Source organism: Enterobacter cloacae complex sp. 394F7, from assembly GCF_057320385.1.
The window spans coordinates 502,568-516,723 of sequence record NZ_JBXWCS010000001.1; the positions used below are offsets into that span (position 1 = coordinate 502,568).

The window sequence follows — 14,156 nt, forward strand, 5'->3', positions numbered from 1 at the left end:
GAATACTATGAGTCTGAATTTCCTTGATTTCGAACAGCCGATTGCTGAGCTGGAAGCGAAAATCGATTCTCTGACAGCGGTAAGCCGTCAGGATGAAAAACTGGATATTAACATCGATGAAGAAGTGCATCGTCTGCGCGAAAAAAGCGTAGAACTGACGCGCAAAATCTTTGCCGATCTCGGCGCATGGCAGATCGCCCAGTTGGCGCGTCACCCACAGCGTCCGTACACCCTGGATTATGTCCGCCTGGCGTTTGACGAATTTGACGAACTGGCAGGCGACCGCGCTTACGCTGACGATAAAGCTATCGTCGGCGGTATCGCTCGTCTGGATGGACGTCCGGTGATGATCATTGGCCATCAGAAAGGCCGTGAAACCAAAGAGAAGATCCGTCGTAACTTTGGTATGCCGGCACCAGAAGGCTACCGTAAAGCCCTGCGTCTGATGGAGATGGCTGAGCGTTTCAATATGCCCATCATCACCTTTATCGACACCCCGGGTGCTTACCCAGGCGTGGGCGCGGAAGAGCGCGGTCAGTCTGAAGCCATCGCACGTAACCTGCGTGAGATGTCTCGCCTGAAGGTGCCTGTCATCTGTACCGTCATCGGTGAAGGTGGTTCCGGTGGTGCGCTGGCGATTGGCGTGGGCGATAAAGTGAATATGCTGCAGTACAGCACCTATTCCGTTATCTCTCCGGAAGGGTGTGCCTCTATCCTGTGGAAGAGCGCCGATAAAGCGCCTCTGGCTGCAGAAGCGATGGGCATCATTGCCCCACGCCTGAAAGAGCTGAAGCTGATCGATACCGTCATCCCTGAACCTCTGGGTGGTGCGCATCGTAAGCCGGAAGTGATGGCCGCTTCCCTGAAAGCGCAGCTGCTGGCCGATCTGGCGGACCTGGATGTGCTGAGCAAAGAAGACCTGCTCAATCGTCGTTACCAGCGTCTGATGACCTACGGTTACGCGTAAGCTTCACAATTATCTGAAAAGCCGCACACTGTTGCGGCTTTTTTTATACCTGCGGTTTACCCTGGCTATGCTTAGCTAATGTTTTTTAAGGAGGAAGCCCGTGAATATTATTGCCATTATGGGGCCACACGGCGTCTTTTATAAAGATGAGCCCATCAAGGAGCTGGAGCAGGCCCTGCAGTCACGTGGCTATCAGCTGATCTGGCCGCACAACAGCGCTGACCTGCTGAAGTTCATTGAGCACAACCCGCGGATCTGTGGCGTGATCTTCGACTGGGATGAGTACGACCTGGAGCTGTGCAGCGATATCAACAAGCTGAATGAATATCTCCCGCTGTATGCGTTTATCAATACCCACTCGACCATGGACGTCAGTGCCCAGGATATGCGGATGGCGCTGTGGTTTTTCGAATACTCACTCGGCGTGGCCGAAGATATTGCGGCCCGCATTCAGCAATATACCGGCGAGTATCTGGATAACATCACGCCACCGTTTACCCGGGCGCTGTTTACCTATGTGAAGGAAGGGAAGTACACCTTTTGCACGCCAGGTCATATGGCGGGAACGGCTTATCAAAAAAGCCCGGTTGGTTGCCTGTTCTATGATTTCTTCGGCGGCAACACCCTGAAAGCGGATGTATCGATTTCGGTTACCGAGCTTGGCTCATTGCTGGATCACACCGGTCCACATCTGGAAGCCGAAGAGTACATTGCCCGCACCTTTGGGGCCGAGCAGAGCTATATGGTGACCAACGGTACGTCGACGTCAAATAAAATCGTCGGCATGTATGCCGCCCCGGCCGGAAGTACGTTACTCATCGACCGTAACTGCCATAAGTCGCTGGCGCATCTGCTGATGATGAGCGATGTCGTGCCGCTCTGGCTGTCACCCACGCGTAACGCGCTGGGGATCCTGGGGGGAATTCCGCGCCGTGAATTCACCCATTCAGCCATAGAAAATAAGGTGGCGGCGATCCCCGGCGCAAGCTGGCCGATCCATGCGGTGATCACCAACTCCACCTATGACGGATTGCTGTATAACACTAACTGGATCAAACAGACGCTGGATGTCCCCTCGATCCACTTTGATTCCGCGTGGGTGCCTTATACCAATTTTCACCCCATCTACGCGGGTAAAAGCGGGATGAGTGGCGAACGCGTGCCGGGCAAAGTGTTTTTCGAAACGCAATCGACGCACAAAATGCTGGCTGCGTTTTCCCAGGCCTCGCTTATTCATATCAAAGGTGAGTACGACGAAGAGACGTTTAACGAAGCGTTTATGATGCACACCACCACCTCACCAAGTTATCCGCTGGTGGCCTCCATTGAAACGGCTGCGGCGATGCTGCGCGGCAATCCGGGTAAACGTCTTATCAATCGCTCTGTGGAGCGCGCGCTGCATTTCCGCAAAGAGGTTCAGCGGTTAAAAGATGAGGCTGAGGGCTGGTTCTTTGATATCTGGCAGCCGGAAGAGATTGACGAGGCGGAGTGCTGGCCGGTCGCGCCGGGTGAAGAGTGGCACGGCTTCCGTGATGCCGATGCCGACCACATGTTCCTCGACCCGGTAAAAGTGACCATCCTGACGCCGGGCATGGATGAACAGGGCAACATGAGCGACGAAGGCATTCCGGCCGCGCTGGTGGCGAAATTCCTTGATGAGCGCGGCGTGGTGGTGGAGAAAACCGGACCGTATAACCTGTTGTTCCTGTTCAGCATTGGGATTGATAAAACCCGTGCGATGGGTCTGCTACGTGGGCTGATGGAGTTTAAGCGTGCGTACGATCTGAACCTGCGCGTGAAGAACATGCTGCCGGATCTCTATGCGGAGGATCCTGATTTTTATCGCAATATGCGTATACAGGATCTGGCGCAGGGGATCCACAAACTGATCCGCCAGCACGATCTGCCGCGCCTGATGCTGCAGGCGTTTGACGTCTTGCCTGAGATGAAACTGACGCCGTACAAAGCCTGGCAGCGACAGGTGAAAGGGGAGGTAGAAACCGTTGAGCTGGAAAATCTGGTGGGACGCGTCTCGGCCAATATGATCCTGCCTTATCCGCCGGGCGTACCGCTGCTGATGCCGGGAGAGATGATCACCGAAGAGAGCCGTGCGGTGCTCGATTTTCTGCTGATGCTCTGTTCTGTGGGGCGTCACTACCCGGGCTTCGAGACGGATATCCACGGTGCGAAACGTGATGAAAATGGGGTTTACTGGGTGCGAGTCCTAAAATAAAGGTGGCTGCTTGCCAGGGGCGGGTTTTCGGTTGTAACGTTCAGGCATCATAAAAAGGAGAAGCTATGCTGGGTTTAAAACAGGTTCATCATATTGCGATCATTGCCACCGATTACGCCAAAAGTAAGGCCTTTTATTGCGACATTCTGGGCTTTACGCTGTTAAGCGAGGCCTATCGTGTGGAGCGCGACTCCTGGAAAGGCGATCTGGCGTTAAACGGGCAGTATGTCATTGAACTGTTCTCTTTTCCTTTCCCGCCTGCGCGTCCGTCTCGTCCGGAAGCCTGCGGCCTGCGCCATCTGGCTTTTAGCGTGGATGATCTTGACCGTGCGGTAAAACATCTTGAAGAACATGGCGTGAAGTGCGAAGCGATTCGTGTCGATCCGTTTACCGACAAGCGTTTTACTTTTTTCAACGATCCGGACGGTCTTCCGCTGGAGCTTTACCAGCAGTAAGCGCCATCCTGTGTGATAATGCCCGCTCTGTTCGGGCATTTTTTATGTGTAATTCTCTATGACCCTACCCGCTATTGCGCAAGCCGTTTCACCGTACCGCCAGCTGCTGGTGGGATTTAGCGGTGGCCTGGATTCTACGGTGTTGCTCCATCGCCTCAAGCTCTGGCGCGATCAGCAACCTGACGTTCAGCTCCGGGCGATGCATATCCATCATGGGCTGAGTCCTCATGCCGACGCCTGGGTTGCGCACTGTAAAGCGGTGTGCTCGGCCTGGGCGATCCCGCTTGAGATTAAACGGGTGGTGCTCAGAGATGAAGGGCTCGGTATTGAAGCGCACGCGCGTAAAGCGCGCTATGCCGCATTTACCGCGGCATTACAGCCCGGCGAAGCGCTGGTCACGGCACAGCACCTTGACGACCAGTGCGAAACCTTTTTGCTGGCGTTAAAACGGGGAAGTGGCCCGGCGGGGCTCTCCGCCATGCCTGAACGCTCTGATTTTGCCGGGACGCAATTATTGCGTCCGCTGCTTGGCGAGTCGCGCGCATCGCTGGAAGCCTGGGCGCAGCAATATCAGCTGAGCTGGATTGAAGATGAGAGCAATCAGGACGATGGCTACGATCGTAATTTCCTGCGTCTGCGTGTTTTGCCGTTACTGACCGCACGCTGGCCGCACTTTGCAGACGCAACAGCACGAAGCGCCCTGTTGTGTGCCGAACAGGAGAGCCTGCTGGATGAACTGCTGAGTGAAGAACTGGCTGAACTGATTTCGGTAAACGGGGCGTTGGCGATCGCACCGCTGGAGGCGATGAGTCCGGTTCGTCGGGCCGCGCTGCTGCGCCGTTGGCTGGCCTCTCACCGTGCCACGATGCCATCGCGTGTCATGCTGGGACGTATCTGGGACGAAGTCGCCCAGGCGCGGGAGGATGCAACGCCGTGCGTGCACCTGAACGGTTTTGACGTCAGGCGCTATAAAGGCCAGCTGTGGTGGGTGAAATCGACCCCCTCGCTTGCAGATGTGGTGCTCGGCTGGCCATCGCCTGTGAAACCGCTGCTGTTGCCCTGGGATATGGGAAGCTTGTCTCTGGAGACGCCAGGCCATGTGCGTTTACCGAAAGCCGATGAACCGGTCACCGTGCGCTTTAAGGCCAGCGGTATGCTGCACATTGTCGGACGTAACGGTGGAAGGAAGCTCAAAAAAATCTGGCAGGAGTGCAATGTGCCGCCCTGGTTGCGCGATACCACGCCGTTACTTTTTTACGGTGAAACGCTGATTGCGGCGGCAGGGGTGTTCATTACAGAAGAGGGCTGGGCAGAATCGGGCGTGAGTCTGGAGTGGAAAGCGTAACGGGCAGCCAGGCTGCCCGTTAGTGTCATCAGGATTCGCTCACCACGACGGTGCCGATTTGCGGGTGGCTGAAGCTGGCAATTTTGTCCAGGCGTAGCTCACGCGTCGCACCGGCGTCTTCCACTATCAGATATTCCACATTCTTACGTGAAACCAGGTCGCTGGCTTTCGCCTTCAACACTTCGCCATCTTTTAACTCCAGCGTCAGTATTAAATGATGCTGGCAGGCGAGTTCGAGGTTGTCATAGTCATCACAATTGATGGGTTGATAAGTATCATTCATCGACATAATCGCTCACCAGTAAATTCGCCGCAGCATACGCTGCTTTTTCCCTGACCGATTCTGAAAGGCTCTCATCAGAGGCCACTTCATTAAGCACTTTCAATACACAGCCCAACGCATCCGGGACATATCCCAGATCTCCGCTGGCGATTTCCGCATACCGTTTGCGAATTAGCTCACAATAATTATTCACATCCCCTCCCGCCAGCGCACTGACTTACTGTGAGATATCATTAAGCCTACGAAGATAAACTCGGTTTAGCAAGGTGACTATACCATACTCATTTAAGCAATATCAGAGCCTTGATGGCGCCGTATTCATCACGGCGTAACAGCCTTTTGCCGCTGTTTTCGCTACAATGTGCGCCTGATTCGAAAGGAGTTCTCCCATGGCGCTGAAAGCGACAATTTATAAAGCGGTGGTCAATGTGGCTGACCTTGACCGCAACCAGTTTCTGGATGCGTCACTGACGCTGGCGCGTCACCCCTCTGAAACCCAGGAGCGCATGATGCTGCGCCTGCTGGCGTGGATTAAATATGCCGACGAGCGTCTGCAGTTTACCCGTGGCTTAAGCGCAGAAGACGAGCCGGAAGCCTGGCTGCGTAACGATCATCTGGGTATCGATTTATGGATTGAACTTGGTCTGCCGGATGAGCGCCGCCTCAAAAAGGCGTGTACCCAGTCTGCGGAAGTGGCGCTATTCGCGTACAACCAACGCGCTGCGGAAATCTGGTGGCAGCAAAACAAGAGCAAGTGCGGTCAGTTTAAAAACCTCACGGTCTGGTATCTGGATGATGAACAACTGGCGCAGCTGAGCGAATTTGCCAGCCGGACGATGACTCTGCAGGCGACGATCCAGGACGGCGCAATCTGGCTTTCTGACTCTCAGAATAATCTGGAAATTCATCTGACGGCGTGGCAGCCTGCTTCATGATCGTGTTGTCCCGAAACGTCAGCATCCCGGACAATGAGCTGGAGATCACCGCCATCCGTGCGCAGGGGGCGGGGGGACAGCACGTTAACAAGGCTTCAACCGCTATCCATTTGCGCTTTGACATTCGGGCCTCAAGCCTGCCAGAGTATTATAAGGAAAGTCTGCTCGCTGCCAGCCATCATCTGATCACCAGTGACGGTGTCATTGTGATCAAGGCGCAGGAGTACCGTAGCCAGGAGTTAAACCGGGAAGCGGCAATTGCCAGACTGGTGGCGGTGATAAAAGAATTAACTGCGGTGCAAAAAAGCCGTCGGGCAACGCGGCCAACCCGCGCATCGAAAGAGCGTCGGTTGTCGTCAAAGGCTCAGAAATCCACAGTGAAAGCACTACGCGGTAAAGTTCGTCGCCCTTTGGATTGACGAAAAGGAACACTATTTCATAAGGAATTCATTGTGAAAAAAGCATTATGGTCAGCGTTGGCAGTGAGTACGCTCTTTGCGCTTTTCGGATGTAACAACCGTTCGGAAACGCAGGTCCTGCAGCCCACGCAGAATGAAGAGTTAAAGCCAATGCAGCAGAGCTGGCGCGGCGTACTGCCTTGTGCCGACTGTGAAGGCATTGAGACGTCGCTGTTCCTGCAAAAAGACGGTACGTGGGTCATGAATCAGCGGTATCAGGGCGCGAAAGAACCCTCCTCTTTTGCGACTTACGGGACATGGGCACGCACGGCCGAGAAGCTGGTGTTGACCGATACGAGCGGCGAGAAAACGTATTTCCGCGCCAAAGGCGAGGGGATGGAGATGCTCGACCGTGAAGGCAACCCGATTGAATCCCAGTTCAACTACACGCTGGCTCCGGTGAAAGCGGCGCTGCCGGCCACGCCGATGCCGATGCGGGGCATGTATTTCTATATGGCTGATGCGGCCATCTTTACAGATTGCGCAACGGGTAAGAAAGTGAGCGTGGCGAACAATGCCCAGCTGGAACGGGATTATGCGGTCGCACGCGGAAATGACAGTAAGCCGGTATTATTGACGGTCGACGGTCACTTTACGCTGGAGCCAAACCCGGATAGCGGCGAGTTGGTGAAAACCCTTGTGGCAGATAAAGATGCGAAGTTCGCGGCAGGCAAAGACTGTAACAGTAAATAACGCTGGCTTTGCGCCATGAAAAAACCCCGCCTGAGCGGGGTTTTTTTATTTAACCTTTGATGGCTTTTACCAGGTAATCAAGGATATCACCGGTCTTAATCATCTGTTTTTCGCCGCTACGACGGTATTTATATTCAATCTCGTCGCTGTCGAGGTTACGGTCACCGATAACGATGGTATGAGGAATACCAATCAGTTCCATATCAGCAAACATCACGCCCGGACGTTCTTTACGGTCGTCCATCAGCACTTCGATACCCTGCGCGCGCAGCTCTGCGTACAGTTTCTCAGCCAGCTCCTGCACACGGTAAGACTTGTGCATGTTCATTGGCAGGATCGCCACCTGGAACGGCGCGATGTTATCCGGCCAGACAATGCCACGCTCGTCGTAGTTCTGCTCAATCGCCGCAGCCACCACGCGCGTGACCCCGATACCGTAGCAACCCATGGTCAGGATCTGGTTACGGCCATCTTCACCCTGAACGGCAGCGTTCAGCGCACGGGAATATTTATCGCCCAGCTGGAAGATATGCCCCACTTCGATGCCGCGTTTAATCATCAGGGTGCCCTGGCCATCCGGGCTTGGATCGCCTGCAACAACGTTGCGGATATCCGCCACTTCTGGCGTTGCCACATCGCGATCCCAGTTGATGCCAAAGTAGTGTTTACCATCAATATTAGCGCCTGCAGCGAAGTCGCTCATCGCCGCAACCGTGCGGTCAATCACAACAGGCACAGTCATATTCACCGGACCCAGAGAGCCTGGGCCTGCGTTTACGACGGCGCGGATTTCTGCTTCCGTTGCGAAGGTCAGTGGGCTGGCAACCTGTGGCAGCTTCTCAGCTTTCACTTCGTTCAGCTCGTGATCACCACGTACCAGCAGGGCAACCAGCGGATATGCACTGCCTTCAGTGGATTTCACCAGCAGCGTTTTAACGGTTTTTTCGATCGGCAGCGCAAACTGCTCAACCAGCTCGGCAATGGTTTTGGCATTTGGCGTGTCAACCAGCGTCATTTCCTGGGTTGCCGCGCCGCGTGGTTCTTTTGGTGCCAGTGCTTCAGCAAATTCAATGTTTGCCGCGTAGTCAGAGGAGTCAGAGAAGATCACATCGTCTTCACCGCTCTGCGCCAGAACCTGGAACTCATGGGACGCGCTACCACCGATAGAGCCGGTATCGGCCTGCACAGCACGGAAATCCAGCCCCATGCGGGAGAAGATTTTGCTGTAAGCCTCGTACATTTTGTCGTAGGTCTCTTGCAGAGATTCCTGAGAAGTATGGAAAGAGTAAGCATCTTTCATCAGGAATTCGCGAGAACGCATAACGCCGAAACGTGGGCGAACTTCGTCACGGAACTTGGTCTGGATCTGGAAGAAGTTCAGCGGCAGCTGTTTGTAAGAGCTCAGCTCATTGCGAATCAGATCGGTGATCACTTCTTCATGCGTCGGGCCGAGGACGAACGGACGCTCGCCGCGGTCAACGAAGCGCAGCAGTTCAGGGCCATATTGCTCCCAACGGCCGCTCTCCTGCCACAGGTCAGCGGGCTGAACCACGGGCATGGACACCTCGATAGCACCGGCGTTATTCATCTCTTCACGCACGATGTTTTCGACTTTTTTCAGGACGCGCACGCCGGTCGGCAGCCAGGTGTACAACCCGGAGGCCAGCTTGCGGATCATCCCGGCGCGCAGCATCAGCTGATGGCTGATGACTTCGGCGTCGGCAGGTGTCTCCTTCAGTGTGGAGAGCAGATATTGGCTAGTACGCATGTTGTTACGGTTCCATTTCGACGATTGGAACAGGCTGAAACACCAGCCTGACACAAAAAAAAGTGGTTTAGTTTACCAGTGTGGCAAAGATGCCAAAAGAGAGGAGAAGAAAATTACCTGGGTTCCAGGGCAAACACTTCAAAACCGGTCTCTGTCACGCGCCAGCGGACATTAAAATCCAGCAGCCAGACGGCGTAGGTTTTCCCGGCTTCCTCTTCTTTACGGTAGGCTGGACGCGGATCCTGCGCCAGAACGTCTACGATAAAGTCCCGCAAACGGGGATAGCGCTTTTCCAGTTGGCCAAATTGCGTAAGCAGCTCTGGCGTAAAGTGAACAGGCATATCCGCCTGCGGTGCTTGCTGGGCGTAGCTGGCCCGGGCATCTGGCAACGCTTCGGCAAAAGGCAGATAGGGTTTAATGTCGATAACCGGGGTGCCATCAACCAGGTCAAGGCTGCCTAACTCCAGTATCACCTGATCTTTCTGACAGCGTATTCCTTTCAGTTCAACCAGCGACATGCCGATCGGGTTTGGACGAAAGGTTGAGCGGGTCGCGAATACCCCCATCCGGGCATTTCCGCCCAGACGAGGAGGGCGCACCGTAGGACGCCAGCCACCGTCCATCGTCTGGTGAAACACAAAAACAACCCATAAATGGCTGAACGCCTCAAGCCCGCGCACCGCATCGGCCTGATTATAGGGCGCAATCAAGTGAAGTTCACCGCTGCCGCTGGTGACCAGACCCGGCTGGCGTGGCACGGCAAACTTCTCTTTGTAAGGAGAGCGGATAACGCCTATCTGTTCGAAATGAAAGGCACTCATTTCGCCGAAATGGTCAGCGCCGAACCAATACACACCGCCTGACGATAGCAGCCTGGTGTCCCGCTGGTGACCTCACAGCTGTGCAACAGTACCGCGTTAGCTTTCATTTTGGCCGCGTTGATCTGCATACGTTTACGGGCTGTCGGAATGTTGGGTGGGGAGTCCTGATTGGTAGCCTGACAGGATTCACCGCTCACCTCACCGAGCTCACGGAAAGGCTTGCCCACGAGGTCGTCGGCTTTGGTAATGATACGTACCGGCGCAGGGCGAGGCGCTTTAGGTTTAACGGGCTCTGCTTTTGGCGGGGTTGCAGTGCTTTGAACGGGTTCAACTGGAGATCTGCTTAGCATAGAACAGCCGCTCAGCATCAGTGCTAAAAGACAGATCGGTAAAGCACGCATAATAATTCCTCAGTGGATAATCAAAACGTCAGATATTGAATCAGTTGACTGCACAAATGACAAGACGGGCAGAAGCCCGTCTTGATGATATTACACTGAGGTCAGATTACCAGCCTTTAACCGCGCCGCCGTTAAACACTTTGTTGGCTTCCTGGTAAACTTCTTCAGACTGATAAGCCTGAACGAATTTCTTCACGTTTTCCGCGTCTTTGTTGTCTTCACGGGTCACGATCAGGTTAACGTACGGGGAATCTTTGTCTTCAACAAAGATGCCGTCTTTTGCCGGGGTCAGGCCAATCTGGCTGGCGTAGGTAGTGTTGATAACAGCCAGGGCGATCTGCGCATCGTCCAGAGAGCGTGGCAGCTGTGGCGCTTCCAGCTCAACAATTTTCAGATTTTTCGGGTTCTCGGTCACGTCGAGAACGGTCGGCAGCAGGCCAACGCCGTCTTTCAGTTTAATCAGGCCCACTTTCTGCAGCAGCAGCAGGGAGCGGCCCAGGTTAGTTGGATCGTTTGGCACAGCAACCTGAGAGCCTGGCTGCAATTCGTCCAGCGATTTAATCTTCTTGGAGTAGCCCGCGATTGGGTAAACGAAGGTGTTACCCACCGCAACCAGTTTGTAGCCGCGATCCTTAATCTGCTGATCCAGATACGGTTTGTGCTGGAAGGCGTTGGCGTCAATATCGCCTTTGCTCAGCGCTTCGTTCGGCAGAACGTAATCGTTGAAGGTCACCAGCTCAACATCAAGGCCATACTTCTCTTTTGCCACTTTCTGAGCGGTTTCAGCAACCTGCTGTTCTGCACCCACGATAACGCCCACTTTAATGTGGTTTGGATCTTTTTCGTCCTGACCACAACCCACCAGTGCCAGAGAGCCGATCAGCGCGCCTGCTGCAGCAAAGGTCTTTAATTTAAACGCCATGTTTTTATCCTTAACTCGTCGAGTTTGTGTTGTGTGTAACGTTATTTGTGCGTAACAGCCCGGACGATGCGATCGCCAGAGAACTGGATGAGATAAACCAGTACAACCAGCAATACCAGAACGGTATTCATTACGGTAGCGTTATAACCAATATAGCCGTACTGGTAACCAATCTGGCCTAAACCGCCAGCGCCAACGGCACCGCCCATCGCGGAATAACCGACCAGGGTGATAAGCGTAATGGTTGCCGCATTCACCAGGCCTGGCAGTGCTTCCGGCAGCAGAACCTTGCGCACGATCTGCATCGGCGTGGCGCCCATTGCGCGGGAAGCTTCGATCAACCCGGTTGGAATTTCAAGCAGGGCGTTTTCCACCATACGCGCGATAAACGGCGCGGCGCCAACCGTCAGGGGAACAATGGCCGCCTGCAGACCAATAGAGGTGCCGACAATCACGCGGGTGAATGGAATCATCCATACCAGCAGAATAATAAACGGGATAGAACGGAAGATATTCACCAGCGCAGAGAGCGTACGGTACAACTTCGCGTTCTCAATGATTTGACCCGGACGCGTCACGTACAGCAGTACGCCGACCGGCAGGCCAATCACAAAACCAAAGAAACCGGATACAAAGGTCATTGCCAGCGTTTCCCAAACGCCGCGAACCAGCAGCCACATCATCGGCTCAGACATAACCCAGTACCTCTATTTTTACGTGATGTTCTTGCAGCCAGGCAATTGCCGCCTGGGTTTCTTCTTGTGTGCCGTGCATTTCCGTCAGCATGATGCCGAACTTCACGCCACCGGCGTAATCCATCTGCGCGCTGATGATGTTGTTGTTCACATTGAAGCGGCGCGCGGTTTCGGAAAGCAGCGGGGCATCAACGGACTGACCGGTGAACTCCATTCGCAGCATCGGGACGCTGTCCGTCGTGGGTTCGGTTTTCAAACGTTCCAGATAATCTTCCGGAATATCCAGATGCAGTGTGGACTGAATAAATTGCTGCGCCAGCGGGGTCTTAGGATGTGAAAACACTTCACTTACCGTGTCCTGCTCAATCAGTTCACCGTTGCTGATCACGGCAACACAGTCACAGATGCGTTTTACGACATCCATCTCGTGGGTAATCAGGAGGATCGTCAGGCCGAGACGACGGTTAATGTCTTTCAGCAGTTCCAGAATAGAACGGGTGGTGGCCGGGTCTAATGCGCTGGTGGCTTCATCGCACAGCAGCACTTTGGGATTGCTTGCCAGCGCACGGGCAATGGCTACACGCTGTTTTTGTCCGCCAGACAGATTGGCCGGGTAGCTATCATGTTTATCACCCAGACCGACGAGATCCAGCAGCTCGGTTACGCGACGCTTAACCTCATCTTTAGGCGTGTTGTCGAGCTCCAGCGGTAAGGCGACGTTGCCGAACACCGTGCGTGACGCCAGCAGGTTAAAGTGCTGGAAGATCATGCCAATCTGGCGACGCGCTTTGGTCAGTTCTTTTTCTGAGAGCGCGGTCAGTTCTTGTCCGCCAACTTCTACGCTGCCCTGGGTTGGGCGCTCAAGCAGGTTAACACAACGGATCAGTGTACTTTTACCTGCACCCGATGCGCCAATGACGCCATAAATCTGACCAGCAGGAACATGCAGGCTGACATTGTTCAGCGCCTGAATGGTTCGGTTCCCCTGCTGGAACACTTTGGTGATATTGGAAAGTTTAATCATTAGATTATTTTTATCGTATGTAAGTTAGCCGTGGCATTTTCGTCTGCCAGATACGGGTGATGCCCGTAAACAAAACGGATGTTAAGGCATCCAGACGTCTAAATCAATCCAACTCTGTGCGATGAGCACTTTATTGCGCTGCGATTCATGAGATACTAGCTGAACACGCCTTTTTCAGGAGCAAACCGGTGGCAAAATCAGTACCCGCAATTTTTCTCGATCGTGATGGCACTATTAATGTGGATCACGGTTATGTTCACGAGATTGACGAGTTCGAATTTATCGAAGGCGTTATCGATGCCATGCGCCAGCTAAAAGAGATGGGCTATGCGCTGGTGGTTGTCACCAACCAGTCTGGTATCGCGCGTGGCAAATTTACCGAAGCGCAATTCGAAACGCTGACGGAATGGATGGACTGGTCTCTTGCCGACCGCGGTGTTGATCTTGATGGCATCTATTATTGTCCTCATCACCCGCAGGGAACGGTAGAAGAGTATCGCCAGACCTGTGATTGCCGTAAGCCGCACCCGGGGATGTTTATCTCGGCGCAGGAATTTCTGCATATTGATATGGCCGCTTCTTATATGGTGGGCGATAAAATGGAAGATATGCAGGCGGCAACCGCGGCGGGTGTGGGTACCAAAGTATTAGTTCGCACCGGCAAACCCGTGACGCCAGAAGCAGAGACTGCAGCGGATTGGGTGATTAATAGCCTGGCCGAGCTGCCTGAAGCGATCAAAAAGCACCAAAAATAGGCTTTTTGGTGAAAAGATGAGCGGTTGAAATAAAAATGCATATTTCCGCTTGTCATTCCCCGGAGGCCCCCTATAATGCGCCTCCATCGACACGGCGGATGTGAATCACTTCACAAACAACCCGGTCGGTTGAAGAGAAAAAATCCTGAAAATCAGGGTTGACTCTGAAAGAGGAAAGCGTAATATACGCCACCTCGCGACAGAGCGCTGAAGCGCGTCGCAACTGCTCTTTAACAATTTATCAGACAATCTGTGTGGGCACTCAAAGTGACATGGATTCTTAATGTCTTCGGACAAAAAATGAATACCAAGTCTCAACGAGTGAACACGTAATTCATTACGAAGTTTAATTCATTGAGCATCAAACTTTTAAATTGAAGAGTTTGATCATGGCTCAGATT

At 53.7% G+C, this 14,156-nt stretch carries 16 protein-coding genes; 8 read left to right on the plus strand and 8 right to left on the minus strand.

The window, feature by feature from the left end; translation table 11 throughout:
- Positions 1 to 7 precede the first annotated feature (7 nt).
- From accA to tilS, 4 genes are all read left to right on the plus strand, one after another.
- Positions 8 to 967: an acetyl-CoA carboxylase carboxyl transferase subunit alpha gene (gene accA / locus AC2FAK_RS02405; protein ID WP_013095666.1), complete on the plus strand. Its 960-nt coding sequence runs from the start codon at positions 8 to 10 to the stop codon at positions 965 to 967.
- A 100-nt stretch (positions 968 to 1,067) separates the two neighbouring features.
- Positions 1,068 to 3,200 carry a lysine decarboxylase LdcC gene (locus AC2FAK_RS02410; RefSeq protein WP_095455333.1) on the plus strand — a complete coding sequence of 711 codons (2,133 nt, stop codon included), beginning with the start codon at positions 1,068 to 1,070 and terminating at the stop codon, positions 3,198 to 3,200.
- Between the two features lie 65 nt (positions 3,201 to 3,265).
- Positions 3,266 to 3,655, plus strand: coding sequence for a VOC family protein (locus AC2FAK_RS02415; RefSeq protein WP_013095668.1), 390 nt, complete (start codon positions 3,266 to 3,268; stop codon positions 3,653 to 3,655).
- A 58-nt stretch (positions 3,656 to 3,713) separates the two neighbouring features.
- Positions 3,714 to 5,000, plus strand: coding sequence for a tRNA lysidine(34) synthetase TilS (tilS, locus tag AC2FAK_RS02420; protein ID WP_095455332.1), 1,287 nt, complete (start codon positions 3,714 to 3,716; stop codon positions 4,998 to 5,000).
- A gap of 28 nt (positions 5,001 to 5,028) precedes the next feature.
- On the opposite strand, the gene rof is transcribed toward tilS, so the two are convergent.
- A complete protein-coding gene (gene rof, locus AC2FAK_RS02425) occupies positions 5,029 to 5,289 on the minus strand; it encodes a Rho-binding antiterminator (RefSeq protein WP_014830722.1) in 261 nt (86 codons plus the stop codon).
- Positions 5,276 to 5,476, minus strand: coding sequence for a YaeP family protein (locus tag AC2FAK_RS02430; RefSeq protein ID WP_008501889.1), 201 nt, complete (start codon positions 5,474 to 5,476; stop codon positions 5,276 to 5,278). The genes rof and AC2FAK_RS02430 overlap by 14 nt, the downstream gene beginning before the upstream one ends.
- A gap of 196 nt (positions 5,477 to 5,672) precedes the next feature.
- Here AC2FAK_RS02430 and AC2FAK_RS02435 point away from each other — a divergent pair, with 196 nt between their 5' ends.
- Genes AC2FAK_RS02435 through nlpE form a run of 3 tightly spaced genes read left to right on the plus strand, consistent with a single transcriptional unit; the run spans position 5,673 to position 7,369 of the window.
- Positions 5,673 to 6,218: a YaeQ family protein gene (locus tag AC2FAK_RS02435; RefSeq protein WP_020688556.1), complete on the plus strand. Its 546-nt coding sequence runs from the start codon at positions 5,673 to 5,675 to the stop codon at positions 6,216 to 6,218.
- Positions 6,215 to 6,637 (plus strand): alternative ribosome rescue aminoacyl-tRNA hydrolase ArfB, encoded by a 423-nt coding sequence (gene arfB, locus AC2FAK_RS02440; protein WP_020688557.1) that lies wholly within the window; start codon positions 6,215 to 6,217, stop codon positions 6,635 to 6,637. The genes AC2FAK_RS02435 and arfB overlap by 4 nt, the downstream gene beginning before the upstream one ends.
- Positions 6,638 to 6,670: 33 nt before the next feature.
- Positions 6,671 to 7,369, plus strand: coding sequence for an envelope stress response activation lipoprotein NlpE (nlpE, locus tag AC2FAK_RS02445; protein ID WP_013095674.1), 699 nt, complete (start codon positions 6,671 to 6,673; stop codon positions 7,367 to 7,369).
- A 49-nt stretch (positions 7,370 to 7,418) separates the two neighbouring features.
- On the opposite strand, the gene proS is transcribed toward nlpE, so the two are convergent.
- The 6 genes from proS to metN all read right to left on the minus strand — a co-directional run bounded on the left by proS (position 7,419) and on the right by metN (position 13,000).
- Positions 7,419 to 9,137 (minus strand): proline--tRNA ligase, encoded by a 1,719-nt coding sequence (gene proS / locus AC2FAK_RS02450; protein ID WP_038418725.1) that lies wholly within the window; start codon positions 9,135 to 9,137, stop codon positions 7,419 to 7,421.
- A 113-nt stretch (positions 9,138 to 9,250) separates the two neighbouring features.
- On the minus strand, positions 9,251 to 9,958 hold the full coding sequence (tsaA, locus tag AC2FAK_RS02455) for a tRNA (N6-threonylcarbamoyladenosine(37)-N6)-methyltransferase TrmO (RefSeq protein WP_047352014.1): 708 nt from the start codon (positions 9,956 to 9,958) through the stop codon (positions 9,251 to 9,253).
- Positions 9,955 to 10,359, minus strand: coding sequence for an Rcs stress response system protein RcsF (rcsF, locus tag AC2FAK_RS02460; protein ID WP_023621752.1), 405 nt, complete (start codon positions 10,357 to 10,359; stop codon positions 9,955 to 9,957). The genes tsaA and rcsF overlap by 4 nt, the downstream gene beginning before the upstream one ends.
- A gap of 106 nt (positions 10,360 to 10,465) precedes the next feature.
- Complete coding sequence (gene metQ / locus AC2FAK_RS02465) at positions 10,466 to 11,281, minus strand: methionine ABC transporter substrate-binding lipoprotein MetQ (protein WP_013095678.1); 816 nt, start codon at positions 11,279 to 11,281, stop codon at positions 10,466 to 10,468.
- A gap of 41 nt (positions 11,282 to 11,322) precedes the next feature.
- Entirely contained in the window at positions 11,323 to 11,976 is a 654-nt protein-coding gene (locus AC2FAK_RS02470; RefSeq protein WP_003856130.1) for a methionine ABC transporter permease MetI, read from the minus strand.
- Positions 11,969 to 13,000 carry a methionine ABC transporter ATP-binding protein MetN gene (gene metN / locus AC2FAK_RS02475; RefSeq protein ID WP_023621751.1) on the minus strand — a complete coding sequence of 344 codons (1,032 nt, stop codon included), beginning with the start codon at positions 12,998 to 13,000 and terminating at the stop codon, positions 11,969 to 11,971. Before metN ends, AC2FAK_RS02470 begins: the two co-directional genes overlap by 8 nt.
- Positions 13,001 to 13,188: 188 nt before the next feature.
- Between metN and gmhB the strand changes: the two genes are divergently transcribed.
- On the plus strand, positions 13,189 to 13,755 hold the full coding sequence (gmhB, locus tag AC2FAK_RS02480; protein ID WP_020688563.1) for a D-glycero-beta-D-manno-heptose 1,7-bisphosphate 7-phosphatase: 567 nt from the start codon (positions 13,189 to 13,191) through the stop codon (positions 13,753 to 13,755).
- Positions 13,756 to 14,156: the final 401 nt, after the last annotated feature.